Source organism: Myxococcus sp. MxC21-1 (assembly GCF_032612255.1).
Lineage (GTDB): Bacteria > Myxococcota > Myxococcia > Myxococcales > Myxococcaceae > Myxococcus > Myxococcus virescens.
The window spans coordinates 7817527-7844376 of the sequence record NZ_CP123278.1 but is presented as its reverse complement, the minus strand read 5'-3'; the positions used below and the strand labels follow the sequence as shown (position 1 = coordinate 7844376).

The 26850-nt window shown below is 69.8% G+C and carries 23 protein-coding genes and 3 pseudogenes; 10 read left to right on the top strand and 16 right to left on the bottom strand.

Features of this window, described 5'->3' with window-relative positions; genetic code table 11:
• Positions 1–2 precede the first annotated feature (2 nt).
• The 3 genes from QEG98_RS34975 to QEG98_RS34965 form a co-directional block, all read right to left on the bottom strand.
• Positions 3–584, bottom strand: a complete 582-nt coding sequence (locus QEG98_RS34975) for a carboxypeptidase regulatory-like domain-containing protein (RefSeq protein WP_316564396.1) — start codon at positions 582–584, stop codon at positions 3–5.
• A gap of 272 nt (positions 585–856) precedes the next feature.
• Positions 857–2644 carry a hypothetical protein gene (locus QEG98_RS34970; protein ID WP_316564395.1) on the bottom strand — a complete coding sequence of 596 codons (1788 nt, stop codon included), beginning with the start codon at positions 2642–2644 and terminating at the stop codon, positions 857–859.
• Positions 2645–2681: 37 nt separating this feature from the next.
• Entirely contained in the window at positions 2682–3047 is a 366-nt protein-coding gene (locus QEG98_RS34965) for a hypothetical protein (protein WP_316564394.1), read from the bottom strand.
• 186 nt (positions 3048–3233) lie between these two features.
• Between QEG98_RS34965 and QEG98_RS34960 the strand changes: the two genes are divergently transcribed.
• Positions 3234–4640: an FAD-binding oxidoreductase gene (locus QEG98_RS34960; RefSeq protein WP_316564393.1), complete on the top strand. Its 1407-nt coding sequence runs from the start codon at positions 3234–3236 to the stop codon at positions 4638–4640.
• A 12-nt stretch (positions 4641–4652) separates the two neighbouring features.
• Here the strand turns inward: QEG98_RS34960 and serA are convergent, their stop codons facing one another.
• The 5 genes from serA to QEG98_RS34935 form a co-directional block, all read right to left on the bottom strand.
• Positions 4653–5804, bottom strand: coding sequence for a phosphoglycerate dehydrogenase (serA, locus tag QEG98_RS34955; RefSeq protein WP_410478094.1), 1152 nt, complete (start codon positions 5802–5804; stop codon positions 4653–4655).
• A gap of 171 nt (positions 5805–5975) precedes the next feature.
• Positions 5976–8741 (bottom strand): hypothetical protein, encoded by a 2766-nt coding sequence (locus tag QEG98_RS34950; RefSeq protein WP_316564392.1) that lies wholly within the window; start codon positions 8739–8741, stop codon positions 5976–5978.
• A 457-nt stretch (positions 8742–9198) separates the two neighbouring features.
• The gene (locus tag QEG98_RS34945; protein ID WP_090488617.1) at positions 9199–9573 is read right to left on the bottom strand and encodes a hypothetical protein; all 375 of its coding nucleotides are present in this window, start codon (positions 9571–9573) and stop codon (positions 9199–9201) included.
• A gap of 153 nt (positions 9574–9726) precedes the next feature.
• Entirely contained in the window at positions 9727–11370 is a 1644-nt protein-coding gene (locus QEG98_RS34940; RefSeq protein ID WP_316564391.1) for a serine protease, read from the bottom strand.
• 114 nt (positions 11371–11484) lie between these two features.
• Positions 11485–11862, bottom strand: coding sequence for an STAS/SEC14 domain-containing protein (locus tag QEG98_RS34935; RefSeq protein WP_011556283.1), 378 nt, complete (start codon positions 11860–11862; stop codon positions 11485–11487).
• Between the two features lie 215 nt (positions 11863–12077).
• Between QEG98_RS34935 and QEG98_RS34930 the strand changes: the two genes are divergently transcribed.
• The 4 genes and pseudogenes from QEG98_RS34930 (at position 12078) to chrA (ending at position 15578) form a co-directional block, all read left to right on the top strand.
• Complete coding sequence (locus QEG98_RS34930; RefSeq protein WP_316564390.1) at positions 12078–12467, top strand: hypothetical protein; 390 nt, start codon at positions 12078–12080, stop codon at positions 12465–12467.
• Positions 12468–12661: 194 nt separating this feature from the next.
• Positions 12662–13642: a fumarylacetoacetate hydrolase family protein gene (locus tag QEG98_RS34925; protein WP_316564389.1), complete on the top strand. Its 981-nt coding sequence runs from the start codon at positions 12662–12664 to the stop codon at positions 13640–13642.
• Positions 13639–14297 (top strand): annotated as a pseudogene (maiA, locus tag QEG98_RS34920) (maleylacetoacetate isomerase). Before QEG98_RS34925 ends, maiA begins: the two are co-directional and overlap by 4 nt.
• A gap of 69 nt (positions 14298–14366) precedes the next feature.
• A complete protein-coding gene (chrA, locus tag QEG98_RS34915; RefSeq protein ID WP_316564388.1) occupies positions 14367–15578 on the top strand; it encodes a chromate efflux transporter in 1212 nt (403 codons plus the stop codon).
• Here the strand turns inward: chrA and QEG98_RS34910 are convergent.
• The 6 genes from QEG98_RS34910 to QEG98_RS34885 all read right to left on the bottom strand — a co-directional run bounded on the left by QEG98_RS34910 (position 15565) and on the right by QEG98_RS34885 (position 20027).
• Positions 15565–16050, bottom strand: a complete 486-nt coding sequence (locus QEG98_RS34910; protein ID WP_316564387.1) for a hypothetical protein — start codon at positions 16048–16050, stop codon at positions 15565–15567. The genes chrA and QEG98_RS34910 overlap by 14 nt on opposite strands.
• Positions 16047–16505 carry a hypothetical protein gene (locus QEG98_RS34905; protein WP_316564386.1) on the bottom strand — a complete coding sequence of 153 codons (459 nt, stop codon included), beginning with the start codon at positions 16503–16505 and terminating at the stop codon, positions 16047–16049. Before QEG98_RS34905 ends, QEG98_RS34910 begins: the two co-directional genes overlap by 4 nt.
• Positions 16502–16624, bottom strand: coding sequence for a hypothetical protein (locus tag QEG98_RS34900; RefSeq protein ID WP_316564385.1), 123 nt, complete (start codon positions 16622–16624; stop codon positions 16502–16504). Before QEG98_RS34900 ends, QEG98_RS34905 begins: the two co-directional genes overlap by 4 nt.
• The gene (locus QEG98_RS34895) at positions 16609–17997 is read right to left on the bottom strand and encodes a fused MFS/spermidine synthase (protein WP_316564384.1); all 1389 of its coding nucleotides are present in this window, start codon (positions 17995–17997) and stop codon (positions 16609–16611) included. The genes QEG98_RS34900 and QEG98_RS34895 overlap by 16 nt, the downstream gene beginning before the upstream one ends.
• 109 nt (positions 17998–18106) lie before the next feature.
• Complete coding sequence (locus QEG98_RS34890) at positions 18107–18931, bottom strand: hypothetical protein (protein ID WP_316564383.1); 825 nt, start codon at positions 18929–18931, stop codon at positions 18107–18109.
• A 25-nt stretch (positions 18932–18956) separates the two neighbouring features.
• Positions 18957–20027 carry an aminomethyltransferase family protein gene (locus QEG98_RS34885; protein ID WP_090488636.1) on the bottom strand — a complete coding sequence of 357 codons (1071 nt, stop codon included), beginning with the start codon at positions 20025–20027 and terminating at the stop codon, positions 18957–18959.
• A gap of 38 nt (positions 20028–20065) precedes the next feature.
• On the opposite strand from QEG98_RS34885, the gene QEG98_RS34880 reads away from it, so the two are divergent.
• The 4 genes and pseudogenes from QEG98_RS34880 to QEG98_RS34860 all read left to right on the top strand — a co-directional run.
• Complete coding sequence (locus QEG98_RS34880; protein ID WP_316564382.1) at positions 20066–20392, top strand: cupin domain-containing protein; 327 nt, start codon at positions 20066–20068, stop codon at positions 20390–20392.
• Positions 20389–21806, top strand: a pseudogene (locus tag QEG98_RS34875) (thioredoxin domain-containing protein). Before QEG98_RS34880 ends, QEG98_RS34875 begins: the two are co-directional and overlap by 4 nt.
• An 18-nt stretch (positions 21807–21824) precedes the next feature.
• Complete coding sequence (locus tag QEG98_RS34865) at positions 21825–22214, top strand: translation initiation factor (RefSeq protein ID WP_316564379.1); 390 nt, start codon at positions 21825–21827, stop codon at positions 22212–22214.
• Between the two features lie 141 nt (positions 22215–22355).
• A pseudogene (locus QEG98_RS34860) lies at positions 22356–22508 on the top strand (imm11 family protein); the annotation flags it as partial.
• Between the two features lie 70 nt (positions 22509–22578).
• On the opposite strand, the gene QEG98_RS34855 reads toward QEG98_RS34860, so the two are convergent.
• Both QEG98_RS34855 and QEG98_RS34850 read right to left on the bottom strand, forming a co-directional pair.
• On the bottom strand, positions 22579–23583 hold the full coding sequence (locus tag QEG98_RS34855) for an isocitrate dehydrogenase (NAD(+)) (RefSeq protein WP_090488644.1): 1005 nt from the start codon (positions 23581–23583) through the stop codon (positions 22579–22581).
• 145 nt (positions 23584–23728) lie between these two features.
• Positions 23729–24499: a DUF2270 domain-containing protein gene (locus QEG98_RS34850; RefSeq protein WP_090488647.1), complete on the bottom strand. Its 771-nt coding sequence runs from the start codon at positions 24497–24499 to the stop codon at positions 23729–23731.
• A 13-nt stretch (positions 24500–24512) separates the two neighbouring features.
• Here QEG98_RS34850 and QEG98_RS34845 point away from each other — a divergent pair, with 13 nt between their 5' ends.
• Positions 24513–26672, top strand: a complete 2160-nt coding sequence (locus tag QEG98_RS34845; protein ID WP_316564378.1) for a response regulator — start codon at positions 24513–24515, stop codon at positions 26670–26672.
• The last annotated feature ends 178 nt before the right edge of the window (positions 26673–26850 follow it).

Genomic DNA, 26850 nt, shown 5'->3' with positions numbered 1-26850 from the left:
ATTCAGGGAGTCGGCCGAGCCCCAGACGGTGACGGTGTTGTTCGGCAGGACGCCAATGCCCCAGTCGGCCGCATGCGCGAGGGTCCGCTGCCGGAGCACTCGCAGCGACGCGGTGGCGGCGGGCTTCCAGTCCACGCCGGCGTGACGACGACCTCCTGCTCGCCGGGCACGAGGCTCCCCGGCACGCGCACCACCACCTCGGTGTCCGACCAGGACAGGTATTCCTCGGCGTCCACGCCGCCGATGGAGACGCGGGAGGTGCCACGCGCCTCGCCGAAGCCGGAGCCGGTGAGCTTCAGGTGGCCCCGCTGCACGGTGAGGGCGGGCGCCTGGAGCACCAGGGCTTCCTGGCGGCGGCTCAGCGACAGGTCGACCGACGTCGTCTGACCCGGTTGGACCTCCAGCGTGTTCCCGGCCTGCTCGTAGTTGCTCCGATGGGCCTCCACGGTGTGCGTTCCCGGGGGGACGTTGTCGAACGTGAAGCGGCCTTGCGCGTCCGTGGTCACGCTGTCGCGCACGCCGGAGAGGATGACGGTGGTGCCCTCATGGTGGCTCTCCCCTTCGAGGAGGGCCTGCCCCGTCACGCGGCCGAGCTGTGTCCCTGAGTCGTGTGGCGGTGTGCCGGCGTCGGGCGTGGGGGCGGGACTGTCAGGGGTGCAGGCGGAAAGGACCAGGAGGAGGACCCAGAGCCATGAGGTTCTTGCAAGACGCATCATCGGGATTCCAGTGTGTGCGGGGGAGGCGCTCCTCGGGCGGGAGGAGGAGGCCTTCGACGAGGAATAAAGCCTGTGGCAGCGACCTGTCGCCCACTGGGAATTGTTATTCAGAATGCGTCTGGCGTTGCCAGCGTCTGCGCCTAGTCGAGGATGAGCTCCAACATCAGGTCGTCCTCGGGGTCCTCCTGGATGGACGTGTCCGAGTCGTCCACGTCGTAGCCCTTGAGGGAGAAGCCCAGGGGTGTCTGTGCGCCGATGCAGGGAGTCGTGCGGGGCGAGGTCCCCACGCCGTCGCCATCCACGTCGGGGTAGAGAACGACCCTCCGGTAGCGCGCGGCGTCCGTGTCATCGCAATCGTTACCCGTGGCCTGGGTGAAGTAGGGAGCGGGAAGTGACGCACCGGTGCACAGGGTTCCGGCCTCGGGTTGGGTGTGCCCATCCGCGTCCCGGTCCACATGTGCGTAGGCCACCTGTCGCCAGCGCGCCGCGTCTTCCACCGCGCAGTCCGTTCCCTGGGCCGACCACGGCGCGGGCACCGTGCCATCCGTGCACAGCGCGACCGCGTCTCCCTCGCCCACGCCGTCCCCGTCCGCATCCGTCCATGCCTGGAGCGTGGTGTGGACGCTCTGGTCCGCGTCGTCGCAGTCGTTCCCCCGGGGAAGGGTGGCGTAGCCGGCCGGAAGCGTCGCCCCCGTGCACAGCGTGCCTGCTTCGGGCTGGGTGAAGCCGTCTCTATCCGCGTCCCGATGCGCGTAGGCCAGGTCCTGCCAGCGCGAGGCATCCACCGCGTCACAGTCCGTGTCCACCGCGGAGAATCCCTGGGGCATCGAGCGGCCCGCGCAGACCGTCTGCCGGGCGCCCGCGCCAGAGCCATCACCATCCGTGTCCGGGAACACGCTCCAGCTCACCATGCGGCTGGCGTCGCGGTCGTCGCAGTCGTTCCTCGTGGGCCATTGGGCATAGCCTTGGGGGAGCTGCGTGCCACTGCACAGCACGCCCTGCTCGGGGACGGTGTCGCCGTCGCCATCCGCGTCCCGATGAGCATACGCGCGCCACTGCCACGTCGTGCGGTCCTCCGGCGCGCAATCCTCCGCGTCCAGGGCGTAGCCGGATGGAGCCGTGCGGCCCATGCACAGTGTCTGGGGCTCGCCACTGCCGAAGCCATCTCCGTCCGTGTCCGCGTAGACGGTGCGTTCCATCCAGCGCGCGGCGTTCGTGTCATCGCAGTCGAGCCCGTTGGCGCTCCGGGAGTAACCCTCCGGCAGCCGGTCGAGGCCACACAGCCTGCCTGCTTCCGGTACCGTGTAGCCGTCCCTGTCCGCGTCCCGGTGGGTGTACGTGAGCCAGTGGGCGCGGAGGAGGTCGTCGGGCGCGCAGTCTCCGCCCACCGCTACATGGCCTGGAGGCGGCCGTCTGCCGGCGCAGTGGGACACGGGCTCGTCGCTGCCCACGCCGTCGCTGTCGAGGTCGGGCCACGCCAGCGCGACTTCCGCGACGCGCGGGTCATGGTCATCGCAGTCCGTCAGGCCCGCCTCCATGCGGTAGCCCACGAGCGTGTCGCCCCCGCACTCCGACACCGGGCCTTCGCCGGTCGCGCCGTCGTTGTCCACGTCACGGTAGAGCCCAGTCAGCACGCGCCAGCGGGACGCATCGGCGGGCGCGCAGTCATCGCCTTGAGGGCTCAGGCCCGCAGGAAGCCGCTGGCCCACGCAGCTCTGCAGAGAGGGGCCCGCGCCCACCCCATCCAGGTCCGCGTCCACGTGGCCCGCCAGGAATCGCCAACGCGTGCCATCACCGGGCGCGCAGTCCAGGGCGTCAACGACACCGTCGCGGTCCGAGTCTTGCTCCGGGCTGTCGCCATCCGCGCAGCCCGCCAACGTCGCCATGGCCAGCGTCAGCGCCAGCCACGTCCGTCCATTCGTCCCCATGGAAGCCGTCCGTTCCGTCCGCGTGTCCGTGGGGCGTTCAGGGGAGGCGGGTCAGCTTGCAGGTGGTTGCCTGGTAGGAGGAAGGCATCCGGACGGTGAGGTGGAAGTGTCCCGGTCGGGTCATCAGGAGCAGCGCCATCCGGTCACACCGCGTGCCAAAGCCCTGCTGGGATTCGTAGTTCCCGCCTGTCGACATGAAGGTGAGGGTCCGGGGGGTCGCCTCTCCCTCCAGGATTCCCGTCACTTCGAAGCCACCATTGAGGGAGTAGGCCATGACCGCATCCACCGTCGTGAAGACGTAGGACGTGCCGTATGCGGCCTGCTCCGCCAGCGCGGAAGGGGCCAGGGCCAGTGTGGCGAAAACGGAAGCGGTCCGGACACGACGCGGGAGCGACGAGAACATGGGGGCCTTCCTCGGAAGCGGGCACAGGAATGGCGGAACTCCGCTCATGGCCCATGCCCTATACGTTCTCGCCCCGTTTTCTTGGCCGGCGCACGGACGGTTCCATCCGGTGCCCTCCCGGTGACGTCGAACGACGCCCCGTGCTGCACCTTGTCACAGCCGTCCGGCTGCAATACGCCTAGAGGCATGTCCACCGCCGAGCTCCCCGCCGACTTCCTCCAGGCCATCACCGAGGGCTTCCCCGTAGATTTCCTCACCCGGGAGCCAGGCGAACTCCAGGAGTACGGCCGCGATTGGACGCGCGTCTACGCGCCCGCCCCCGCCGCCGTAGCGCTCCCTCGAACGACGGACGAGGTCTCCCGGCTGCTCGCCCTGTGCCACCAGCATCACATCGCCGTGGTTCCCTCCGGCGGTCGCACCGGGCTGGCAGGCGGCGCGATGGCGGCCCGGGGCGAGCTGGTCCTGTCCCTCCAGCGCATGACGCGCATGGGGCCGGTGGACCTGCTCGGCAACACGGTGCGCGTGCAGGCGGGCGCGGTGACGGAGGCCGTCCATCACCACTGTGCGGAGCACGGCCTCACCTGGCCGGTGGACTTCGCCTCCAAGGGCTCCAGCACGGTGGGTGGCAACATCGCCACCAACGCGGGCGGGGTGAAGGTCATCCGCTACGGCCTCACCCGCCAGTGGGTGCTGGGGCTCCAGGTCGTCACCGCCCAGGGGGAAGTGCTGGAGCTCAATGGCGCGCTGGAGAAGAACAACACCGGCACGGACCTGCGCCAGCTCTTCATCGGCAGCGAGGGCACCCTGGGCGTCATCACCGAGGCCACCCTCAAGCTCACCCAGCTCCCCGGCAAGCAGGACGTGTTCCTCTTCGCGGTGCCGGACGTGGCGGCCGTGCTGAGGCTGTTCCGCGACGCGCGCCGGCAGAACGCCTTCAGCATCTCCGCCTACGAGTTCTTCACCGACCGGTGCATGGCGCGCCTGGGCCGCCACCGCAAGCTGCGCCCGCCCTTCGAGACGCCCAGCGAGTGCTACGTGCTGCTGGAGGCGGAGGCGAAGGACGCCGCCGCGGTGGAGGGCTGGTTGGGCTCGCTCTTCGAACGCGAGCTCGTCACGGACGGCGTCCAGGCCCAGGGCGCGGCGCAGGCGGCCGAGCTGTGGGCGCTGCGCGAGGGCATCAGCGAGAGCCTCTCCGCCACCGGCCTGCCGCACAAGAACGACATCTCCCTGCCGGTTGCGGGGCTGGAGGCCTTCTGCGCGGAGCTGGAGGCCCTCTTCAGCGCGCGCTACCCGGGCTGGGAAATCTGCCTCTTCGGCCACATCGGCGACGGCAACCTGCACGTCAACGTGATGAAGCCGGACGCGATGGACAAGGCGGAGTTCCTGGCCCACACGAAGCAGGCGGACCCCACCATGTTCGCGCTGGTGCAGAAGCACGGCGGAAGCATCTCCGCCGAGCACGGCGTCGGCCTGCTGAAGAAGGACTACCTGGGCTACTCACGCGCGCCGGCGGAGCTGGCCTTGCTGCGCACCCTCAAGCGGGCGCTGGACCCTCGAGGCATCCTCAACCCGGGCAAGGTCGTGGATGCCTGAGGCCGCCGGACGTCAGGACAGGATGCGCGTCTTGATGTCCGTCTCCAGCCCCGCGATGGCCTCGCACACCGGGGTGGACACGTCCTGGTCCAGGTCCATCAGCAGGTAGCCGATGTTGGCGTCCGTGCTGAGCACCTGGGCGTGGATGTTGGCGTTGAGGTCGGAGACGATGCGGTTGATGTCGCGCAGCACGCCCGGGATGTTGCGGTGCACGTTGAGGATGCGGTGCGTGCCGGGGATGAGCGGCGCCTCGATGTTCGGGAAGTTGACCGCGCCCGTGCTGGCGCCCGCCTTGAAGTACTTCAGCAGGCTGGTGGCCACCTCCTTGCCGATGGAGGCCTGCGCCTCTTCCGTGGACCCGCCGATGTGCGGCGTGAGGACCACGTTGGGCAGGCCCTGGAGCGCGGTGACGAAGCCGTCCGAGTTGCTCTCCGGCTCCTCCGGGTAGACGTCCACCGCGGCGCCGCCCAGGTGCTGGGACTGGAGCGCCCGCGCCAGCGCGTCGATGTCCACCACCGTGCCTCGGCTGGCGTTGATGAGGCAGGCGCCCTTCTTCATCTGGGCAATCTGCTCGGCGCCCATCATCATGTGCGTGGTGGGCAGCGCGGGCACGTGGAGGGTGACGAAGTCGGAAGCGCCGAGCAGCTCCTCCAGGGTGACGGCTGGCTGCGCGTTGCCCAGCGGCAGCTTGGTCATCACGTCGAAGTAGAGGACGCGCATGCCCAGCGCCTCGGCGATGACGCCCAGCTGCGAGCCGATGTGGCCATAGCCGATGATGCCCAGCGTCTTGCCGCGCACCTCATGGCTGCCGGTGGCCACCTTGCGCCACTGGCCCGCGTGGACCTCCCGGCTGCGCTCGAAGAGCTGCCGCGTCAGGACGATGACTTCCGCAATCACCATCTCCGCCACGCTGCGCGTGTTGCTGAAGGGCGCGTTGAAGACGGGGATGCCGTGCGTGTTGGCGGACGTCAGGTCCACCTGGTTGGTGCCGATGCAGAAGGCCCCGATGGCCAGCAGGTTCTCCGCGTGCTCCAGCGCCGCGAGCGGCACCGTCGTCTTGCTGCGGATGCCCAGCAGGTGCACCCCCTTCAGCCGCTCCGCCAGCTCGTCCGGCTTGAGGGCGGACGAGACGCGCTCCACCTGGAAGCCCTCGGCGGCCAGCATCTCGCCCGCAGACGGGTGGATGTTCTCCAGCAGCAGGGCTCGGAAGGGGCCGTCACTGCTGATGGCGCGCGTCGGAGAGGGCGGGAACTGGGGAGTGCTCATGGCGCCTTGCGTTAGACCTGGGGCTCGGGACTGTCAAGGGTGGGGTGGGGCTCGCTTGAGGACCCTGCGTCATTGCGTGGGGAAGCGCGGCTCGTAGAACTCCTTGGAGTCCCACTTGACGTCGTGGAACTCCGCCTCGCCCGCCTTGGTCTTCGCGACGCAGCGGACGATGTTGTCCTTCGTGAACAGGCAGGGCTCGGCGTGGGGGTGGCCCGTCGCCGCGGTCTGGAACGCGCGGTGGATGAATTGGGGCTCGAGCTTGCTCAGGGCCAGGATGCGGTAGAACTCCTGGCTGAAGGGCAGGGCCTGGGAGGTCTGGTAGCGGCTGCGGAAGGCGATGACATAGGGCGTGCCGTGGTCGATGAAGAGCCGGGCGAAGTGGTGCTCCCAGCCAATCAGGCACGAGCTGAAGAAGGCGAGCAGCCGGGGCGGCTTCTTGCCGCGCTTGAGGGCCCGCTCGATGGCCTCGTAGGTGAACTCGACGTCGCGGCTGCTGTCGTTGTCGTCCACGGTCCACTGGATGACGCTTCTCAGTGTGTGGTCGGGGCTCAAGAGGCTCCAGCCCAGCTTCGGCATGATGAGTGACTCCTTCGCCCACTGGGTGAGCGCGACCGGGTCGAAGCCGGTCTCCACGCAGAGCTCCTCCTCCCGGGTCGCCAGACTCTCCACCTTGGACCGGTCGTTCCTGCACCACGTCGGGTAGCGGGGATAGGCCATGTCCATGGACGCGAGGCGCATGGCGTGCTTCGAGCAGCGCACGTTCCCGTGGGTGACGTGGTGGTAGATGTCGCAGTCGCCGAGCTGGTTCACCCAGGTGTCGAAGTTCGCGTCCCGGTCGAAGAAGCGCTCACGGAACGGACCCCGTGAGGCCAGGGCGAAGGCGTTGCGCACGTGCCCCATCTCGACGTTCCACTGCAGCCCGGGGTCCGCGCGGTCGTAATAGAAGAGCGTGCTGAGCTGGTCGACCGGCGCGGGCGGGTCGAGCGCCAGGATGTCGTCGTGGGTGATGTCCCAGCCCCGCAGCTTGAGGTTGCACTTGCCGCAGAAGTGCGGGTCGAAGCGGGCCGGCGCGTGATGCGGGTATTGCGGCCGCTTCTGCTCCCAGTCGGGGTAGCTCATCATGCAGTTGTGGTCGAGCGGGTCGTGGTGCTGGGGAACCACGCCCGAGGAGGCCTCGTGGTGGGTCAACCAGAAGCAGTGGCCCACCTCGTGGGTGAAGACGAAGTCGGGGTTCGCATCCACGCTCTGGTCGATGATGCCCAGCAGGTCGCCGTTGCCGTTGGAGGTCGTGGGCACCTCTCCGGCGTCCGACGTCTCGAGCGCGTCCACGATGTCGTCCGACAGCTTGTATTCGAGCATGACGATGCCGCCGCAGGGCGCATCCCCGGTGCGGAGTCTGTCGGAGATGCGCGAGAGCAGGAATCCGCCGGCGCTGCGGACGTTCGCCGTGCTGACCAGTTCGTTGAACATGTCGCTGACGAAAAACCAGATGTTGTTCTTCTGGTTGGCGCTGAGTTCCACGTCAGGGCGGAGCCGCACGACGGGGCTGGCGTCATGCACGTGCGTGGTGTCCAGCAGGCCGACGACGCTGGCGACGGACGGCTTGACGTGCGTCCGGATGTGGGTGAACCAGTCCGAATAGTCCGTGTCGTTGATGACCTGGGAGATGCGCCGGTACTGCGTGTGGGAGAAGTCGACCTCCAGGTAGGCCTCCGCATAGCGGTCCCGGCACTTCTGCGGCAGGTTCCCGTGGTTGCGCAGCGGCCATCCCACGATGCCGAAGACCTCCACCCGGCGCCAGACGACGATGGGCTTCGTCTCGTACTGGCAGATGGGGTTGGCGGCCTTGAGCTGCATGGCATTGCCGCGGCCCGCGTAGCTGAGCCGCGCGCGCACCTGGTATCGGTCGCCGGCAATCAGTGACGGCTGGAGGTAGATGCCCGAGCGGCCCACGCGGTTCGGATGCGCGGCGCCGTCCGTGAAGGCGGGGACCCAGAGCTTCCTGGCCCTGGCGTCCTCCGTGGGCGTTGCGTAGGGGGCATAGGACTGGGGCTCCCGCCAGAAGGGGTTGCGGAAGTTGCCGTCCTTGGTGCGGATGCCGCCGTAGGCCACGGGGCAGTTCGTGCCACCGTCACCCGCGAGGTCGACGAAGTCGCTACCGAGGACGCGGTTGACGTAGGCCCGGGTTCCCAAGTGCAGGTCGTGGTTCAAGGGCAGGTGTGACACGTCCTCGCCCGGCTCGAGCGCGGACCAGTCCACCCTCACCGCGCCCACGGCCTGGGGGGCGGCGACGCGGCTTCCATCATGGCCCTTGAGGTAGATGACCGCTTCGAGCGGCACGAGCGGGCGGTTGAGCTTGCCGGCCTCACTCCTCGTCTTGTTGTGCAGCGTGCTCCAGTCGATGGCGGCGTTGCCCCGGTTGGGAGGAATCTGCCGCATGAACTCGTCGGTCTGGTTGGCGAGGTCCTCCTCGAAGCCCACTGCCTCCACGTAGACGCGCAGCGGCGCTCCATTCCCTCCTGGAATCGCGGTGCCTTCCGGGATGGGGGTGCTCTGGTCATCGACCAGCGTCGGCCGTGCGCCATGGGCGTGCCCCAGCGCGCCGTCCAGCGCGTTCTCGAATTCGTCGTTCGTGGGCGCGGCGATGATTCGCAGGTCGCCGTGGTTGCGACGGAAGCGCTCCTTGGCCTTGTCCAGCAGGTCCGTGGTGGCCGCCGCGCGTGCCGGAGGGCCGGCGTAGTACCCGAGCCGGTTGAGCTTGTGGCAGATGCTGGCGGCGGTGCCCCGGACGAACACCTCGCCGGTGGCCAGCCAGGGGCCGCGGACGACCTCCACCGAATGGTAGAGGACGTTGACCCGCGCGGTGGTGGGGGCGGGGGCGGCAGCTCCTCGCTTCTTCCTCCGGGAGTGATTCGTCGCGCCGGGACTCGCAGGGCGCCACGCTGCCCAGCTCGGTGTTGGGAAGGTCCTCGGGCTGGCGCAGGTCCTCGCGCGCATCCGCTTCGATGACGGCTGCGACCTGGAGCGTGTAGGGCGCCCTCAGCGGCGTGGCGAAGGGTTCCTGGACGGCGTCATTGCCCACGTTCAGCGCACCCGACCAGGTGATGGCCGCCGGGCCGCCGCGGCAATCGAGCGCGTCCGAGCGGTACACGAGGGCATCCGCGTAGTCGCGCACCTCCAACTGGACGGAGACGAGCCGTCCTTCGTCCGGCGGGTCGTAGGTGACGGCGAGCGTCTCCTGGGAAGGAGCGAAGTGCGTCCAATCGCAGCGCAGGGGAAGGTAGGGCATTGGTCAGGGCACGGTGGGGGAGCGCCCGCGGCGGGGCCGCAGGTAGTGGCGCTCAATCCAGTCCATCTTCCGGGAAGGCGTGAGGTACGGCCGCGCGAGCACGGCCTGGGGCCAGGCATGGGCCGGGTCCGTGTCGAAGTGCTCGCCCAGGCAGAGCTGACAGGCGATGAAGCGGGCCACGTCCCAGCGCGCGGTGATGCCATGCCGGGCCGCGGCGTCGATGCCGCGCTCGGCCCGCGCGCGCAGCTCCCGCTCCTTCAGGTCCGCGCTCTCCCGGGGGAGCTGCGTCCTCAGGAAGCGCACCACGCTGCTCACGTAGGCGCCGCGTACCGAGGTGTCGAGGCACGCCATCTGTTCGGGGCGAATCCTCAGGACCACGCACGCTCCGGGACCGAACGGCCGAATGTGTGAATTTTAACGCGCCGCGGAGAGGTCCTTCAACCGCGAGCGGGTGGTCAGATGCGACAGCGGGGCGGCCACTCCGTGAAGAGTGACGCGCCCCGCGGTGCCCACCTCGTCGGTGGAACGTGACTACTGGACGGTCCAGCCCACCGTGCCGCTGCAGCTGGTGTTGCCGTAGCAGCCCGCGCGGATCTGATACGTGCCGCCCGCGCCCGCCGGCACCGTGTAGGTGGCGTGGGACAGCGAGCCGCAACCGGCGCCGTCGTCGTTGAACTTCACCTGCGTGCCGGCGGCATTGTACAGGCGGATGAACGAGTCACCCGTGCCGGAGGCGCCCGCCACGTTGCAGGTGCCGAAGGAGAGGCTCTGGCCGGCCGTGAGGGTGACGTTCTCGTTGGTGGTGTTCTGCCGGGCGCTGTCGGAGTTGACCGAGCTGTAGTTGAACGTGCCGGAGTTGGCCGGCGGCGTCGCCGTGCCAATGGTCCACGCCACCGTGCCGCTGCAGCTGGTGTTGCCGTAGCAGCCCGCGATGATTTCGTAGTTCCCAGCCGCGCCGGCCGTGAAGGTCACCTTGGAGCCGCGGCCCGTGGCGCAGCCATCATCGTTGGACGCGACCTCGATGCCGCTGGGGCCATTGACGCGCAGCCACGTGTCACCGGTGGCGCTGGCGCCCGTCAGGCCGCAGGTGCCCACGGTGATGCTCTGGCCGGCGGTGAGCTCCACCGTGTGGCGGGTGGTGTTCACGGTGGCGTTCTGGGTGTTGCTGGCCGTGAAGTCGAAGGACGTCGGCGGCGGCGGCGTGGTGTTGCACAGCCGGACGCTGGTGTGGGCGGCGCAGAACGCCTCGATGGCCGGGCGGACGTAGGTGATGTCCTCGCCGTCGCAGTCCGTGCCGTTCTGGCTGCACTCGTTCACGACGCGGCAGTTGCCCTGAAAGATGTAGTCCGTTTCGCCGCGCACCAGGATGCCGGCGATGGTGTGGCTCGACATGTCGTAGACGGCCGAGCCGGAGTTGCCGCCGAAGGTGTCGGTGGTGGCGGTGAAGTAGTCCAGGGTGCTGGCGCGGCCGTTGCGGACGATGCCGCCCGAGTCAATCTTGAGCGGGATGCCGCTGCCCGAGCCGATGACGGCCACGTTGGCGCCCGTCGTCATGGCGGCGTTGCCCGGGCGGATGGGCGCGGGCGTGAAGCGCGGCGCCGCCGGACGGTCCAGGCGGATGATGGCGTAGTCCAGCGTGCGGCCGCTGGAGGTGTTGTCCCGCCGCACGACAATCTCCTTGCAGCTGAAGATGTCCTGCGTGGTCATGGTCTGCACCGAGTTCGCGTCAGGCCGGTAGAAGTTGAAGGCCCACTTGAAGTCCCTGCAGTCGGCCGCGGTTTCCACGCAGTGGCCGGCGGTCAGCAGGAGGTCATCGTCGATGAGCGTGCCCGAGCAGTAGCCGGGCGACGGGTCGTCGATGAAGCGCTGGCCCGGGCAGAGGTCGGCATACTCGCCCAGCGTGAGGCTGGTGAAGACGACGTTGTTGGGGTCCGAGTCGTCAATCTCGAAGGGGTCGACCATGACGGCGCTGGCCTGCATGGCGTACTGCCGCAGGGTGGCGTCGGGGTGCGCGTACACGTCCATCCGGTCGTCGTTGCCATAGACGACGGGCTGCTCGGTGGAGCCGTTGCCAGCGGGCTCGCCCTCCGGAGCCGGTCCACAGGCCGCGACGGAGAAGGTACACAACAGCGCGCCGAGCAGCTTCCTGCGGGCGTCGGTCCGGGGGATACGCATGAGACAACCACTCCTACGGGAGATGTGAGGCCCAGCCCCGTCGGGGGCGGGCTGCCGCAATATATGTGAAAAAAGGCGTTCCTGCTGTCTGCTGGCGGACAGTCCGCGCGCGCCTCAGTCCGCGTCGGGGTCGCGCAGCCACTGGAGGGCTTCCCCGCGCGTCTCGAAGGTGCGGGTGGGGATGCTCAGCATGGCGCGCTTCGTCATCCGCCAGGCCTGGAGTCCGGAGGGGGCGTCACTGACGACCCGGGCGGAGCGCTTCATGCCGTGGAGCTGGGCGAAGGCGTTGAGGCTGGCCATGGCCGTCACCACGTCGCTGGGCATCACCCGGAGCTGGGACTGGTCCACCAGGGCGGACCACTCACCGGCCAGGTCGTTGATGGCCTTCTTCACGTCGGCCAGGTACTCGGCCAGGTCCGCGGTCGTGACTTGCGGGGGATAGACAACCTCGAGGATGCGGTCCTGCGAGTGAACGGTGATCTGGAATGGCATGACGGTGACGGGCTCCGGGCGGGCGCGCCATCCTAGCCGCAGGCGGTGACACGTCTAGAGCGGGAGGGCGGATGGGGCGCCCTGGCGGCACCTTCCCGGCCCTGTCCGGAAGGGCAGGGAATGTCAGACCCACCTGGTACTGACGTCCCTGCCGCTGCTCCGGTACCGGCGCGCCGAAGGGGCGCGCCGGCGGCTGCACCCGGCAAGGGGGTTTCATGAACACGAAGTTGTACGTCCTGGGCGCGGTGCTGGGCGCCGCCCCGGGCCTGCTGCCGGTGGTGTCGGCGCCGCCGGTGGCGTCCACGCAGGAGTCGCGTCAGGACTCGCGCGGGACTTCTCGAAAGGGCCGGGGAGGCCCGGCGAAGGGCGCAGCCGCTCCCGTCCATCCGGCGGGGGTGACGCCACCTCCAGACGCGAAGGACGCGCTGGAGAACCAGGGCGCGGTCCCCGACGAAGGCCGCACGAGGGGTGGAGGCCAGAGCAAGGCTCCGCGGCATCCGTGCGAGGCCATCACCATCATCCAGGTGCCCTGCGATGCCGAGCAGGAGGCCTGCGAGTACACGTACTGGCACTGCCCCGAGGTCGTGAATCCGCTCCGGGCGTGAGTGACTGAAGCAGCGAGGAGCGCACGGGCGGCCGGTTCCGCCCGTGCGCTCTTTTTTTCGCGACGTGTCGGCCGTTCGCTTTTCTCCGGCGGCGCGTGTCCGTCTTGCTTGACACCCCGGAATCTCCGTCGGAAAAGCCCGGACACACGAGGCGGCCCGGCTCATTTCCTCAGAGGCCGCCGGGGAGCCCGGCATTGAAGCTCGCGACGCTCAAGGACGGAACCCGTGACGGCCGCCTCATTGTCGTCAAGCGGGACAACACGGCCTATGCGCTGGCCACCAACGTGGCGCTCACGCTGCAAGCCGCGCTGGACGACTGGGAGACGAAGGAACCCCAGCTGCGCGCGCTGGATGCCCAGTTGGAGGCGGGCACGGTGCAGAGCCGCCCGCTGGACGTCAGCGCCCTGCACGCGCCCCTGCCGCGCGCCTACGAATGGGTGGACGGCAGCGCGTACCTCAACCACGTCATCCTGGTGCGCAAGGCGCGCGGCGCCGAGCCCCCGGAGACGTTGAAGACGGACCCGCTGGTGTACCAGGGCGGCTCCGGGGACTTCCTGGCGCCCACCGCCGACATCCCCCTGGCCGACGAGGCCTGGGGCCTGGATTTCGAAGGCGAGGTCTGCGCCATCCTGGGCGACACGCCCCAGGGCACGAAGGCGGAGAACGCGGCGCCGCACATCAAGCTGCTGATGCTGGCCAATGACGTGTCCCTGCGCAACCTCATCCCCAACGAGCTGGCCAAGGGCTTCGGCTTCTTCCAGAGCAAGCCGGCCACGGCCTTCAGCCCCTTCGCGGTGACGCCGGACGAACTGGGCGCGGCCTGGCGCGACGGGCGCATCCACCTGCGGCTGCGCTCGGTGCTCAACGGGCAGCAGGTGGGCGACACGGACGCGGGTCCGGAGATGCACTTCTCCTTCTTCGACCTCATCCAGCACCTGTGTAAGACGCGCAGCTACACGGCGGGCACCATCCTGGGCAGCGGCACCGTGTCCAACGCGGACCGCGAGCGCGGCATCTCCTGCCTCGCCGAGCGCCGGATGATTGAGACGATTGAGCAGGGCGCGCCCAAGACGCCCTTCATGAAGCCGGGCGACACCATCGATATCGAGATGACGGACGCCGAGGGCCGCAGCGTGTTCGGCCGCATCTCTCAGAAGGTGGTGAAGGTTCCATGAAGGGCCTTCGGCTCTACAGCTACTGGCGCTCGTCCGCGTCTTGGCGGGTGCGCATCGGCCTGCACCTGAAGGGGCTGGAGTTCGACTACGTGCCGGTGCACCTGGTGAAGGACGGCGGCGAGCAGAACAGCGCCGCGTACCGGGCGGTCAATCCCATGCGCACGCTGCCCACGCTGGAGTGGACGGAGGCGGATGGCACGGTGCGCCGGTTGTCCCAGTCGCTGCCGGTGCTGGAGTACCTGGACGAGCGCTTCCCGGCGCCCGCGCTGCTGCCCGCTGACGCGTTCCTCCGGGCGAAGTCCCGGATGCTGGCGGAGATGGTGAACTCCGGCATCCAGCCCCTGCAGAACCTGTCCGTGATGCAGCACGTGAAGCAGTCGCTGAACGCGGATGACAAGGCGTGGTCGGCCTACTGGAACACGCGGGGCCTGGAGGCCCTGGAGGCGGCGGTGCAGTCCACGATGGGGCGCTTCTGCGTCGGGGACGCGGTGTCGCTCGCGGACGTGTGCCTGGTGCCGCAGCTCTACGGTGCGCGCCGCTTCGGCGTGGACCTGTCGCCGTACCCCACGCTGCTGCGCATCGAAGCCGAGTGCCGGCGCTGCCCGCCTTCCAGGCCGCCCAGGCCGACCGGCAGCCGGACGCGGTTCCCGCCTGAGTCCGGTGTGGCGGCCGCGCCTGTCGTGGGCGCGGTCGCCGGAAGCGCGGCGTGGGACACTCGATTCCCATGAGTCCCTCCTCGTCCCCGCAGGGTGGTCTTCCGTCGTCTCCCGCTTCGCCGGTGGACCGCGCCGCCGCGCTGCGGGAGCTGGCGGGGTTGTTCCTCCGGCTGGGGACGTTCGCCTTCGGCGGCCCGGCGGCTCACATCGCGATGATGGAGGACGAGGTCGTGCGCCGCCGCGGCTGGCTGTCGCGCGAGGAGTTCGTGGACCTGCTCGGCGCCACGAACCTGATTCCGGGGCCCAACTCCACGGAGCTGGCCATCCACATCGGCCATCGGCGCGCGGGCTGGCCCGGCCTGCTGGTGGCGGGCGCGTGCTTCATCCTCCCCGCCTTCTTCATGGTCGCGGTCATCGCCTGGGCGTACACGCGATTCGGCACGCTGCCGAAGGTGGACGCCGTGTTGCACGGCGTGAAGGCCGTCATCATCGCCGTGGTGGCCCAGGCGCTCTGGGGGCTGCTGCGCACCGTCGTGCGGACACCGCTGGCCGCCAGCGTGGGCGCGGCTGCCGTGGCGGCGGCTTTCATGGGCGTCAATGAGCTGCTCCTGCTGCTCCTGTCGGGGCTCGCCGTGCTCGCGTGGCGCGGCATGGAACGACAACGGGCAGGCGCGCCTCGGGCGGGGGTGGCGCCGCTGTGGCCGTTGCTGTCCTTGGGGGCCACGACCGCCACGGCCGCCGCGCCGTTCACCCTGCACGGCCTCTTCCTCTTCTTCGTCAAGGTGGGCTCTGTGCTGTACGGCAGTGGCTACGTGCTGCTGGCCTTCCTCCGCACCGGGTTGGTGGAGCGCTACGGTTGGCTGACCGAAGCCCAGCTGCTGGACGCGGTGGCTGTTGGGCAGGTGACGCCGGGGCCCGTGTTCACCACGGCCACCTTCATCGGCTACGTGATGGGCGGCCCATCGGGCGCGGTGGTGGCCACGGCGGGCATCTTCCTGCCCGCCTTCGTCTTCGTGGCGCTGAGTGGACCGCTGGTGCCACGGCTGCGCCGCTCGTGGGTGGCCGGCGCCTTCCTGGACGGCGTCAACGTGGCGTCGCTCGCGCTGATGGCGGTGGTGACGTGGCAGTTGGGGCGGGCCGTGCTGGTGAGTCCGTTGCCGGTGGCCCTGGCGGCCGTGGCCGCCGTGCTGCTCATCCGCTATCGCGTCAATTCCGCGTGGTTGGTGCTGGGCGGCGGCTGCGTGGGAGTGCTGGCCGCCGGGGGCCTCAGCGCGGGGTGAGCACGGCCTCGCAGGCGCGCACCTGCTCGTTGGCGAGGTCCGCCCTGCGCGCGGTGCACTTCAGCCGGAGGACCTCACCTTCGCGCAGGACTTCGCACGCGCGGTTGACCTCGACCGTTGTTCCGCTGCCCGCGTCGCCGGGCAGCGTCCCACCATCCGCGTCCACGGTGATGGCGACGTTCATGTCCGCCAGGTACCAGTTGTCGCCCTGGCGGAGGTCCACGTTGCCGTCGTAGACGTCCCCCGTCATGGGCAGGCCCGTTCGTTCCTCCACCTCCACGTCGAGGCGGCAGGTGTCTTGGGGGGTGCTCACCATGAGGATGCCCGGCGCTCCGCACGTGTTGTGGCCCACGTCGAAGGTGACGCTCTGGGCGGGCTGGTGGCAGCCCTTCTCTCCCGAGTCCGCGACGAGCAGCACCGCCGTGGTGGCGAGCGCGGCCGTGGCCGCGAGGTTCATCAGGATGACTTTCACGTGCTGACTCCAGTGGAGGGTGAGGCGGGGAGGGACGACGGTTCACGGGCGGCGGCGCGGCTGTAACGCACCGCCGCCCAGACAAGCGGCAAGGTGACGAGGTCGGTGGGGTCGGCCCAGGCTCGGAAGCTCCGGATGCCGAGCGGCAAGCCCAAGGGACGCAGCAGCTCACAGAAGAGGTCCGCCGCGGGCTGGGAGACCTTGAGCGCGGTGTAGAGGCACGCGGTGAAGCCCGCGCCCACGGCCACCCTGCGCGCCCTGGGCCAGCGCGTCACCAGCGCCAGCAGCGCGGACACGTAGAGCGGCAGGAAGAAGCAGATGGCGACGTCGGACAGCTTGCCGGTGAGGGCGTTGTGGAAGGTGGGCTTGAGCCAGCGGTCATTCACCGCCATCAGCACCACCGCGAACAGGGGCAGCGGCGCGAGGAACTCCGGCATCGAGGGGAGGCGCTTCATTGGAGCTTCTCCCCACTCGAGAGGGCCCGCAGGAGGATGGCGTCCGTGAGCAGCTCCACCGGGGCCCGGTCGTCCGTCAGTGGCTCGCCCGCGGGCACCGGCTTCAGCTCTCCGGCCACGCGCTCCGCCAGCGGGCGCAGCGATGCGGGGAGCGACGCCGTGCGTTCCGCGAGCCGCTCCGCGAGCCCGGGGCCCCGGCGAAGAGCAGCGTGTTGCTGTGGTTGCGCGCGTCGGCGGCCCGGACCTCCGGGAAGATGGTGGCCAGCGTGGCGCCCACGGCCTCCACCACCGCGCGCTCCTGCGCGTAGCGCCCCACGTTGAAGCAGGCCACGCCACCGGGCTTCAGGCGCGCGGCCACGGCGGCGGCGAACTCGCGCGTCGTCAGGTGGAAGGGGACGTAGGGGAAGCGGAACGCGTCGACCAGGATGACGTCGTACTGGCGGGTGTCGCTCGCGAGGAAGGCGCGCGCGTCTCCGACGTGGACTTCCACCTCGGAGGGCAGGTCGAAGTGCGCACGGCCCAGCCGCACGACCTCCGCGTCCAGCTCCACGCCCACCACCTCCACGCCGGGGTACGTCTCCCGCAGGCCCCTGGCGCTCGTGCCCGCGCCCAGGCCCAGGACCAGCACCCGGGGCGCTCGTGGCGCTGCCTGGGCCATGGCGGGGACCAGCAGGTAGTGCCCGAAGACTTCTCCGCGCACAGGCAGGCCAGGCCGGTGGACGCTCTGCACCGCGTAGCCCTCATCGAAGACGAGCGAGCGGGTGCCATGTTCGTCCTTCACCACCTGGATGAAGGCATAGGGGGACTCGGCCACGTCCACGGCCTTGGGGGCGCGGGGCAGGGCGTGGGCGCCCAGGGCCAGCGCCACCATGGGCACGCCCACGGCGGGCAGCCGCCACCGCCACCCCAGGCGCCAGGAGGCCGTGAGCCCCAGCACCGCCGCGAAGAGCGCCATGGTGCGCGCGGTGCCCAGCAGCGGCAGCACGACGAAGGCCGCCAGCAGCGTTCCGGTGATGCTGCCCACCGTGGATGCGGAGGACAGCCGTCCGGCGTGCGCGCCCGCTGACTCCACTCCTGCCAGCCCCACGCGCAGCACGTACGGCCCCACCGCGCCCAGCACCAGCAGGGGCGGCATCGCCACCACCAGCAGCAATGCCACGCGGCCCAGCCCCTCCATGGGGCGTCCGCCCAGCACCGCGGCCGTCGCGCCGGGCAGCAGCACCCGCGCGAGGAAGGGCAACATGGCCAGGGCGAGCGCGGAGAGGCAGAGCGCGCTCAGCAGCAGTGTCAGGCGACCCGAGCGGTCCGCCACGCGGCCTCCCAGATGCGCGCCCAACGCGAGCCCACCCAGGACCAGGGAGATGAGCGCGGCCCAGACGGGCGTGCTGCTGCCGAAGTAGGGCGCCATCAGGCGTGACGCCGCCATCTCCGACGCCATGACGGTCGCGCCGGTGATGAAGGACAGCCATGTCAGCGAAGACGTGGGTCGCATGCTCGGACGCTTGCTTCAGCAAGGTCCGTTCCAAGGCGAAGTCCTCGAAATGATTGATGCAGAGGGACAGCGACGGCAGGGGTGCTGTGACAGGTGTGTCAGGGGCGTGTTATCGGGCGGCGATGCCCCGCCGCTTCCGGGCGGCGGCGACCGTCAGCAGCAGCACCACCATGGGAACGCCCAGCACCAGTGGCCACAGCCAGAGCGGCTCGCCGCCGTGGATGACGGCGCGGAACTCGCGGCCCTCGGCGGGGGCGTCCATCAGCTCCGCGAGGTTGAGCTTCCACTCCACGGTGTCCTTCTGCTCGTTCACCGTGCCGTTCGTCTCGCCGATGCCAGGGCCGTGGATGCGGAGGGTGAGGCGGTTGTTGATGAGCATGGCCTTCACCATGCCCTTCGCGAGCTCCTGGGCGGCCTGCTCCGCGGCCTCGTCACCGATGCCGACCGGCGCGGTGAAGGCCTTCTCCGGGTTGAAACGCTGGGTGTAGACGTAGTCCCCGCCCTGGCGCTCGATGCGGAAGTCCCACGCATCCTTCGGCGATGACGGTTGGCCCTGAGTGTGCTGCTCGGCGGCGCGGCGGTAGAGCTCCGGGAGCCGGGTGACGTCCTTCACCGTCACGTCGTAGACGAGATGGACCTGGCCGTCCTTCTCGTAGTCCCGGAGCATCACCTGGGAGACTTCCGGGTCCTGGCGCAGCATCTTCTCCGCCTCGCGCGCCTGCGCGAGCAGCGCCTCCCGGGCGTCCGCCGTGCCGCCCAGGCGCGCCAGCGCCGTCACGGACCTGGGCATCCCCATGTCGACGACGAGGCGCGCCGAACCTCCCGGCTCAATCCAGAGGTCCTGCTCGACGTTGAAGCAGCCCGTCAGGAAGAGGGACAGCGCTGTGAGCAGCAGCGCGGGACGAAGCAGGGTGCACGGTGAGCCATGGAACATGGCTCACCAGTATGCTGGGACTGTTTCACGCGGAGAAGGGGAGGGACGCCACCTTCACCGTGGCGGGGCCCGCCGCCAGCGTCAGCTCGGTGCCCGGCTCCAGCGAGTCCCGGTGCACGTAGCCCAGGGCCACCCGCTGCCCCGCGACAGGCGACTGCACCACGCTGGTCAGCCAGCCCACCTTCTTCTCCCCGCGCCGCAGCTCGGTGCCGGGGGCCACGTCCGCGTCGCCCAGCAGCAGCCCCGTCAGCTTGCGGTTCATGTGGCCGCGGAAGGTGGCTCGGGCGATGACCTCCTGCCCGATGTAGCAACCCTTGTTGTAGGAGATGGCGTTCGCCAGGTTGGCTTCCAGCGGAATGGTGGTGTCCACCATGTCCTGGCCGTACCGGGGGACGCCGGCCTCCACTCGGAGCAGCTCCAGGGCCTCGAAGCCCAGGGGCTTCAGGCCGTGAGCGGCGCCAGCCTCGGACAGGGCCCGCCAGGCGTCCTCCAGGCCGGCGCGTGGCACCCACACGTCGACCCCATGGGGCTCGATGGCGGTGCTCCCCAGCAGCCACACCTCATGGCCCGCCAGCGTGGCCGTGCGGGAGGCATGGTGCGACAGCGGCGCATGGGGGCTGCCCAGGGCGGCCGACAGGACGTCCGCCGTCCGGGGCCCGAGCAGCCGGAGCAGGGCCAGTTCCCCCGTGGCCTCGTGCAGCTCGGCGTCCTCGGAAATGAGGTATTTATCCAGGAACTCCCGCACCTTGGCGCCGGTGCCGGGCTCCAAATCCAGGAGGAGGTCTGTCTCCCGCTTGAGGATGCGGGCATCCGCCACCATGGCCCCCTTGACGGTAAGCATGGCGGCATAGGCCGCGGTGCCCACGGGCAGGTTGTTCACCTCCTGGGTGACCATCCCGTGTAGGTAAGAGGTCCGGTCTTCTCCAGTGATTCGGAGGGTTTCGCGGTAGGAGGCATCATGGAGGGCCACGGACGCCTTCGCCGCCCGGTACTCTCCCTCCGAGTCTCCATACCCGGCCACGGTTTCCCGGCCGCCCACAGCGCCAAAGCGGGCGCCCGCCTTCTCGTGAAGAAAATGCAGAGACAGCGGTTCCATGTCCGTCGCTATATAGAGGCGAAGGAGCGAATGCCACGATGGATGTGAAGCACCTGTCGTCCTTCCAGGACTTCTCACCGGAGAAGCTCCTGAAGCACAATGTCTTCCAGTCCGGCCGTTTCTTCCTGGACGTGTACTGCCTCCAGCCGGGACAGGCCCAGAAGCCCCACCGCCATGCCACGTCGGACAAGGTGTATGTCGTCCTCGACGGGCGTTGCCGCTTTCGCGTGGGTGCCGAAGAGGAAGTCCACGGCCCCGGTGCCGCCATTTTCGCCCCCGCGGGCGCCGAACACGGCGTCGCCAACGACAGCCCCGATGCTGCCCGCCTCCTCGTCCTGATGTCCCCGCCCCCGGAGCATGCATGAGCTCGACGTCTTCCCCTTCGCCCACCCCCGTGGCGACTCGTGGCGCGCTGGCGCTGCTGGTCCTGGGCCTCGCGGAGAGTGGCCTGTCCATCTTCCAGTGGATGCAGTTGCTCACCCTGCGCGGTGGCGGCTCCACCGTGTGCGGCGTCTCCGACACGGTGAACTGCGAGACGGTGTGGAACTCCGCCTTCGCCAGCCGCGTGCATGACCTGGTGGGCCTGCCCGTGGCGGCCCTGGGCCTCGTGTGGGGGCTGGTCGCGGTGGGCCTGTCCGCGGTGTTCCTGGCGTGGGCGCGCTCGGGCCGTCCGGTGCGTCCGGCGGCCAACGGGCTGCGGCTGGTGGCCGCCGCGGGCCTGGTGTCCGTGGGGGTCTTCGCCGTGGCCAGCGCGCAGTCGGGTGCGCTGTGCCCCACGTGTCTGGCGACCTATGCGCTGGTGGTGGCCTTCGCGGGTGTGGCCTGGAAGGGCCTGCCCGGACCGCTGCTGCCCGGCGCGGGCGAGTGGGGCGCCACGCTGAAGTGGACGGCGGGTGTCACCGCCGCGGTCTTCCTGGCGACGTTGCTGCCCGGCCGGGCCACGCCCAAGGCGTCGGAGGCGTCCGGTGCCGCGCTGCTGCCGCCCGCGCCGCAGGTGGCCAGCACGCAGACGCCGGGCGTGACGCCGCAGACGCCGCCGCCTCCGCCCGCGTCGCTGGAGGAGTTCCTGCGTTCGCTGCCGCCGCAGCACCAGCAGTTCATCGCGGACGCGCTGGCCGCGTACCGCAGTGAGACGCCGCAGCCGGCCGCGGCGCCCGCGCGCCACCGCTACGGGCCGGTGGATGCGCCGGTGAAGATTGTCGAGTGGACGGACAGCAAGTGCCCCCACTGCAAGATGCTGGTGGAGGAGCTGTCCGCGCTGAAGAAGCGGGTTCCCGAAGGAAGATGTCGCTGGAGGCTCGCCAGTTCCCGCTGGATGGCGCGTGCAACCCGGCGATTCCGCGCCGGGGCCCGGATGCGCCCAGCGTGCGCTGCGTGGCGGCGCGTGCGCAGATCTGCCTGGAGGGCGCGCCGGACTACTGGGAGCTGCGTGAGAAGATGTTCGCCGCGCAGGCCGTGCTGGACACGGAGCGGGCGGTGGAGATCGCGTCGTCGGGCTCGGTGCCGCGCTCCCAGCTGGAGGTGTGCATGAACAGCCCGGCCACGGCGGCGAAGATTCAAGAGGACTCCCGCTACGCCATGCGCCACCACATCCAGGGCACGCCGCTGGTGTTGGTGAACGGCCGCGAGACGCCGCCCTCCGCGCCGTTCCTCTACGCGCTGGTGATGGCGGACGGGAACCCGAGCGCCCCTGGCTTCGACGTGCTGCCCCCGCCGCGCCCGCGCCCGGCCGGTGGCCATGGCCACGGCCACGACGACCACGCGGGCCACAACCACTGAGGACGCGGCACCCGCACCATGGGCAAGCGCGACAAGAAGGGTGCGCCGCCGGCGGCACCGGCGGCTCCGTTCAACAATCCGTTCGCCGCGCTCTCGGCGCAGCGGGAGGCCTTGCCCCAGGCTCCCGCCGCGCCCGTGGCCCAGGCGCCTGTGAAGGCTGAGCCCAAGGGCCCCGCGCGCGCGGTGGTTCGCATGGAGCGCAAGGGCCGTGGTGGGAAGGAAGTCACGGTGGTGGAGCACCTGGAGCTGCCCGCGGCTCAGCGCGAGGTGTGGCTCAAGGCGCTGAAGAACTCGCTCGGCTGCGGCGGCGTGGTGGAGGACGACACGCTGGTGCTCCAGGGCGACCAGCGTGAGCGGCTGCCCGCGCTGCTCGAGGCGCGGGGCGTGCGGAAGGTCACGGTCGGCTGACGGGCTCGGCGTCGGGCTTTGCTCGCGGAGGGCGAGGCCTGGTGTTCTCCACCAGGCACGAGCCCACCACGCTCCGGCCATGTCAGGTGACGACGCGGAGACGGCGAAGGTCGAACCGTGTGTCGCTTTCGCTGCCACAAATCAGTGGGCGACTTGCTCATCGACCCCGCCAAGGTGGGCGAAACCAAGGTGTTCCGCACGGAAGGCTGGACCCTGGCCCTCATCGTCTCCGAGGACATCAAACAGGCTCTGGAGCGGCTAGAGGCCACCGGCGTGAAGTTCACGAGGGTGTAGCCCGGACACGAAAAAGCCCGGGCCGCCGTGAAGGCGTCCGGGCTTCTTGCTACGGCCTGCGCCGAGCGAACTACAGCGCGCCGATGATGGCGTCGGTGAACTCGCGGGTGGTGGCCTTGCCACCGAGGTCGCCAGTACGGACCTCGCCCGAGCCGTACACCTTCCAGATGGCGTTCTCCATGCGGCGCGCCGCCTCGCCCAGCTCCAGGTGGTCCAGCATCATCACCGCGGACATCATCAGGGCGGTGGGGTTCGCGATGCCCTTGCCCGCGATGTCCGGGGCGGTGCCGTGCACGGCCTCGAAGACGGCGGTGCGCTCGCCGATGTTGGCGCCCGGCACCACGCCCAGGCCGCCGACCAGGCCCGCGCACAGGTCGCTGAGCACGTCGCCGTAGAAGTTCTCCGCCACCAGCACGTCGAAGCGCGTCGGGTCCTTCACGAGCTGCATGGCGAGGTTGTCGATGATGACTTCCTCGTAGGTGATGTCCGGGAACTCACGGCCCACCTTGCGGCAGCAGTCCAGGAAGAGGCCGTCCGACAGCTTCATGATGTTCGCCTTGTGCACGGCGGTGACCTTCTTGCGGCCGTGCTTGCGGGCGTACTCGAAGGCGAAGCGGGCAATCCGCGTGGAGGCCTTCTCGGTGATGATCTTCAGCGACTCCACCACGCCCGGGACGATGATGTGCTCCAGGCCGGCGTAGAGACTCTCCGTGTTCTCACGCACCACGACGAGGTCCACATTCTCGTAGCGCGTCTTCACGTTCGGTACGCTCTTCACGGGCCGCAGCGACGAGTACAGGTCCAGCCGCTTGCGCAGACCCACGTTGGCCGACGGGAGGCCACCGCCCACCACCGTGCCCGTGGGGCCCTTGAGCGCGATGCCGCTGCGCAGCACCGCCTCCACCGTCTCGTGAGGCAGGTTGGTGCCGTACTTGGCCACCACCTCCGTGCCTGCGTCCTTGTACTCGAAATCAAGGGGGACCTTGAGCGCCTCGAGGACGCGAACGGTGGCCGCCATGACTTCGGGGCCAATGCCATCGCCATTGATGATCGTGACAGTTCGTGTGGTCGCCATGGGTGCGGAGTCACAGCACAATTTCCCTGGTGTCGAAAGGACGAAAACGCCCGGAATTCAGCCGCAGGCATGGCGGCCATGAGGTAGGCGCACCCTGGTGGGTCACCCGGCCGGTTTCCGGGCGGGAGGGCATCCGCTCCGAGTGTCAGTGCTCGGACGTGGAAGACGGCCGCGGGCGGCGGGTGGGTTTGCGCCGGGTGCGGATGGCGTAGGGCCGGTAGAAGGCCTCCCACAGGGCCGCCCGGCGTCCCCGGGGCCGGGTCCGCAGCTCGCCCAGGGGCGCCCGGATGAAGAAGGACGACAGGAACAGGTAGGACGCGGTCAGCGTGAGCAGCAGCAGGATGGCCGTCACGGCCTCGCCGGGAATCCAGGCCACCCCCGCCCGCGCCAGGAACTCGTCGAGGTCCACGGGGGGCTTCGGGTGGCTGTAGACCTTCACGAACCACGTCATCATCAGGACCATCAGGATGGGCCCGTAGGCGCGGTTGAGCCGGGTGGAGATGGCGGAGAAGAGGGAAAGCTGGATTTGGGGCCGTTCCAGCTCCAGGGCCAGCTCGCGCAGGGCGTCCGGGTCCACCGGCTCGTGCCGGAGCATGGGGGCCCACCAGCCGTCCTCCAGCAGGCGCACCCGGCGGTTCCACAAGTCGTAGTAGCGGTAGCGCCGCGCCTCGATGAGGAGGAACGACACCACCATCCAGATTCCCACCAGGAAGGTGACGTGTGAGCTCTGCGTCGACGCGAAGCCGAAGGAGATGACCGCCGCCGTCGTCGTGATTGCCCAGTTGGTGGTGGTGTCCAGGCGCGTGCGCCAGGTATCGGAGCGGCTCAGCTCCCCCCGGAACAGCTGGGCCATGGCCTGCTGGGAGAGCCAGGGCGACTCCAGCACATCGTTTTTGTCACGTTCACGCACGGGCATCCTTCGCCGGAAGGTGGGCTGGGCAGTGGGCGTTTGCAACGCAGGCGGGGTGGGGATGGCAGGCAGGCGGGCGGGCGCACGGGTGGCCATGGCGGGCGCGCGTGTGCAGCTTGCTGACTTGAACGTGCCCGACGTGAATCCCATACAGGCCCTGTCCCACCTCCTCCAGGAGGAGCGCGAGCGCCTGGCACGCCTGTGGGCCAAGCGCCTGCGTGCGGAGACATACGACGTGGAGGTCCCCGGCAGGGACCTGCGCGCCCCGCTGCGCCGGTTGCTGGACGAACTGGCCCGCCTGCTCAGGGACCGGCCCGACGACGTCGTCCGGCTCTGGCCGGAGGTGGTCCGCCCGCACGGCGCCTTCCGCTACACCCAGAACTTCGACCCCGAGGACCTGACGCGTGAGTTCAAGTCCCTGGAAGAGGTGATGCTCCACGTCTACGCGCGCCGCAACGGTGGCTTCATCGAGCCCCAGGTGGCGGAGCTCGTGGCGGAGCTGGTGTGGGAGGCGGACGCCGCGGCCCAGGCGTCCTATGCGCGCATCCTGAAGACGGAGGAGGTGCGCTTTCGTGAAGCGGCGGTGATGGAGTCGGTGCTCAACCAGGTGGACGTGGGCATCATGCTGGCGGAGGTGGACGGCACCGTCTCCTTCGCCACGCCGCCGGTGAGCCGCCTCATGGGGGTGCCCATGCGCGCGGTGGTGGGGGGGCGGGCGGCGAACACCATCAACCCCGTGCTGACGCAGGTGAACGCGCGCCACCTCACGGGCGAGCCTTTCAGGCTGGCCGACATGCCCTTCCTGCGGGCACTCAAGGAGAAGGGGCCCGTGCGTGGGGTGATGATGGTGGTGGAGCGCCCCGGCGGCGACACCGCGACGCTGGAGCTGAGCGCCACGCCCGTCTGGGAAGAGGAGGGCGAGCTGGCCGGCGCCATCCAGACCTTCACCGACCGCACGGAAGCGGTGAACAAGACGAAGGCACTTCAGAGCGCGCACGGGGAACTGCGCAGGCTCCAGGGCCGCCTGCTCCAGCGCACCCGCCAGCAGGCGCTGGGACAGCTCGCCAGCGGCGCGGCGCATGCGCTCAACAACTTCCTCAACGTGCTGCGGCTGCGAATCACCCTGCTGCAACGCGAGTTCAAGCCCGAGCACCTGGAGGCGCTCGACAAGACGGTGCAACAGATTGGTGAGCTGGTGGCCCGGCTCCAGGAGTTCAACATCCAGCGCACCCAGGAGCAGCCCACCGACGTCCCCGTGGACCAGACGGTGCGCGAGGCGCTGGAGCTGGCGCGCGGCGAGCTGGAGCAGCGCGAGCACCCGGTGTACGTCGACCTGGACCTGGGCGACGCCGGCAACGTGCGCGCGGATACGGGCTTCTTCCGCGAGCTGGTGGTGAACCTCTTGCTCGTCTCGAGAGACCGGATGGAGACCGGCGGACGGCTGCACGTCTCCACGCGCGCGGACGGGGCCTCGTGGCTGGTGCTGCGCATCGAGGACGAGGGCACGCCCTACGCGCCGGATGAGCTGGCGCGGCTGTTCGACCCGCTGCGCCGGGACGCGAGCGCGCCGCAGTTGTCCCTGTTCCTGGCGGTGGCGCGGGCACAGGTGGAGCGCTGGGGCGGCGAGCTGACGGCGGAGGTTCCGGCCTCGGGCACGGGCACGGCCTTCGTGGTGCGTCTGCCCCGCGTGCATGAAGGCGCCGTGTCCACCGCGCCACGTCCGGAGCCGTCGCGCGCGGAGCTGATGCGGCCGACGGGGCCCCGGCGCTTCCAGCAGACGCGCAGCGTGCTGGTGGTGGATGACGACCTCGACAACGCGCGGATGATGGCGGAGGTGCTGGGCGAGGAAGGCTACGAGGTCCAGGTGGCCCACAGCCCCGCGGTGGCGCTGGGGATGTGGGACCGGCGCCGCTACGACGCCGCGCTGCTGGACGCGGTGATGCCGGAGATGAGCGGCTGGGAGCTGGCGCGCGAGCTGCGCAAGAAGACCCCTCAGGCGCTGCTGGCCATCGTCACCGGCATGGACGTGCGTGGACAGAACCGCGCCAACCTCGCGCTGGTGGACGCCGTGTTCCGCAAGCCCATCGACGTGGGCGCGCTGGATGACTTCCTGGGGCAGTCCGACACCGCCGCTTCCGAAAACGGTGCGTCGACCTCGGGTTCCGCGCCACCCGCCTGAGCGCAGCGGACTGGACGACGTGGTGCCTCCGTCGGACCGGTAGCTCGAGGCGTTACACTTTCACTCAAAGTGTTGCGGCGCGGGTCACACCGCGAAGCCCGTTCCGCCGGGATGGGCCCGTGTCCGAGGGGAGCGGGTGCTTCCCCAGTGCAATCTCCTTGTCTGGATAGAACTTCGA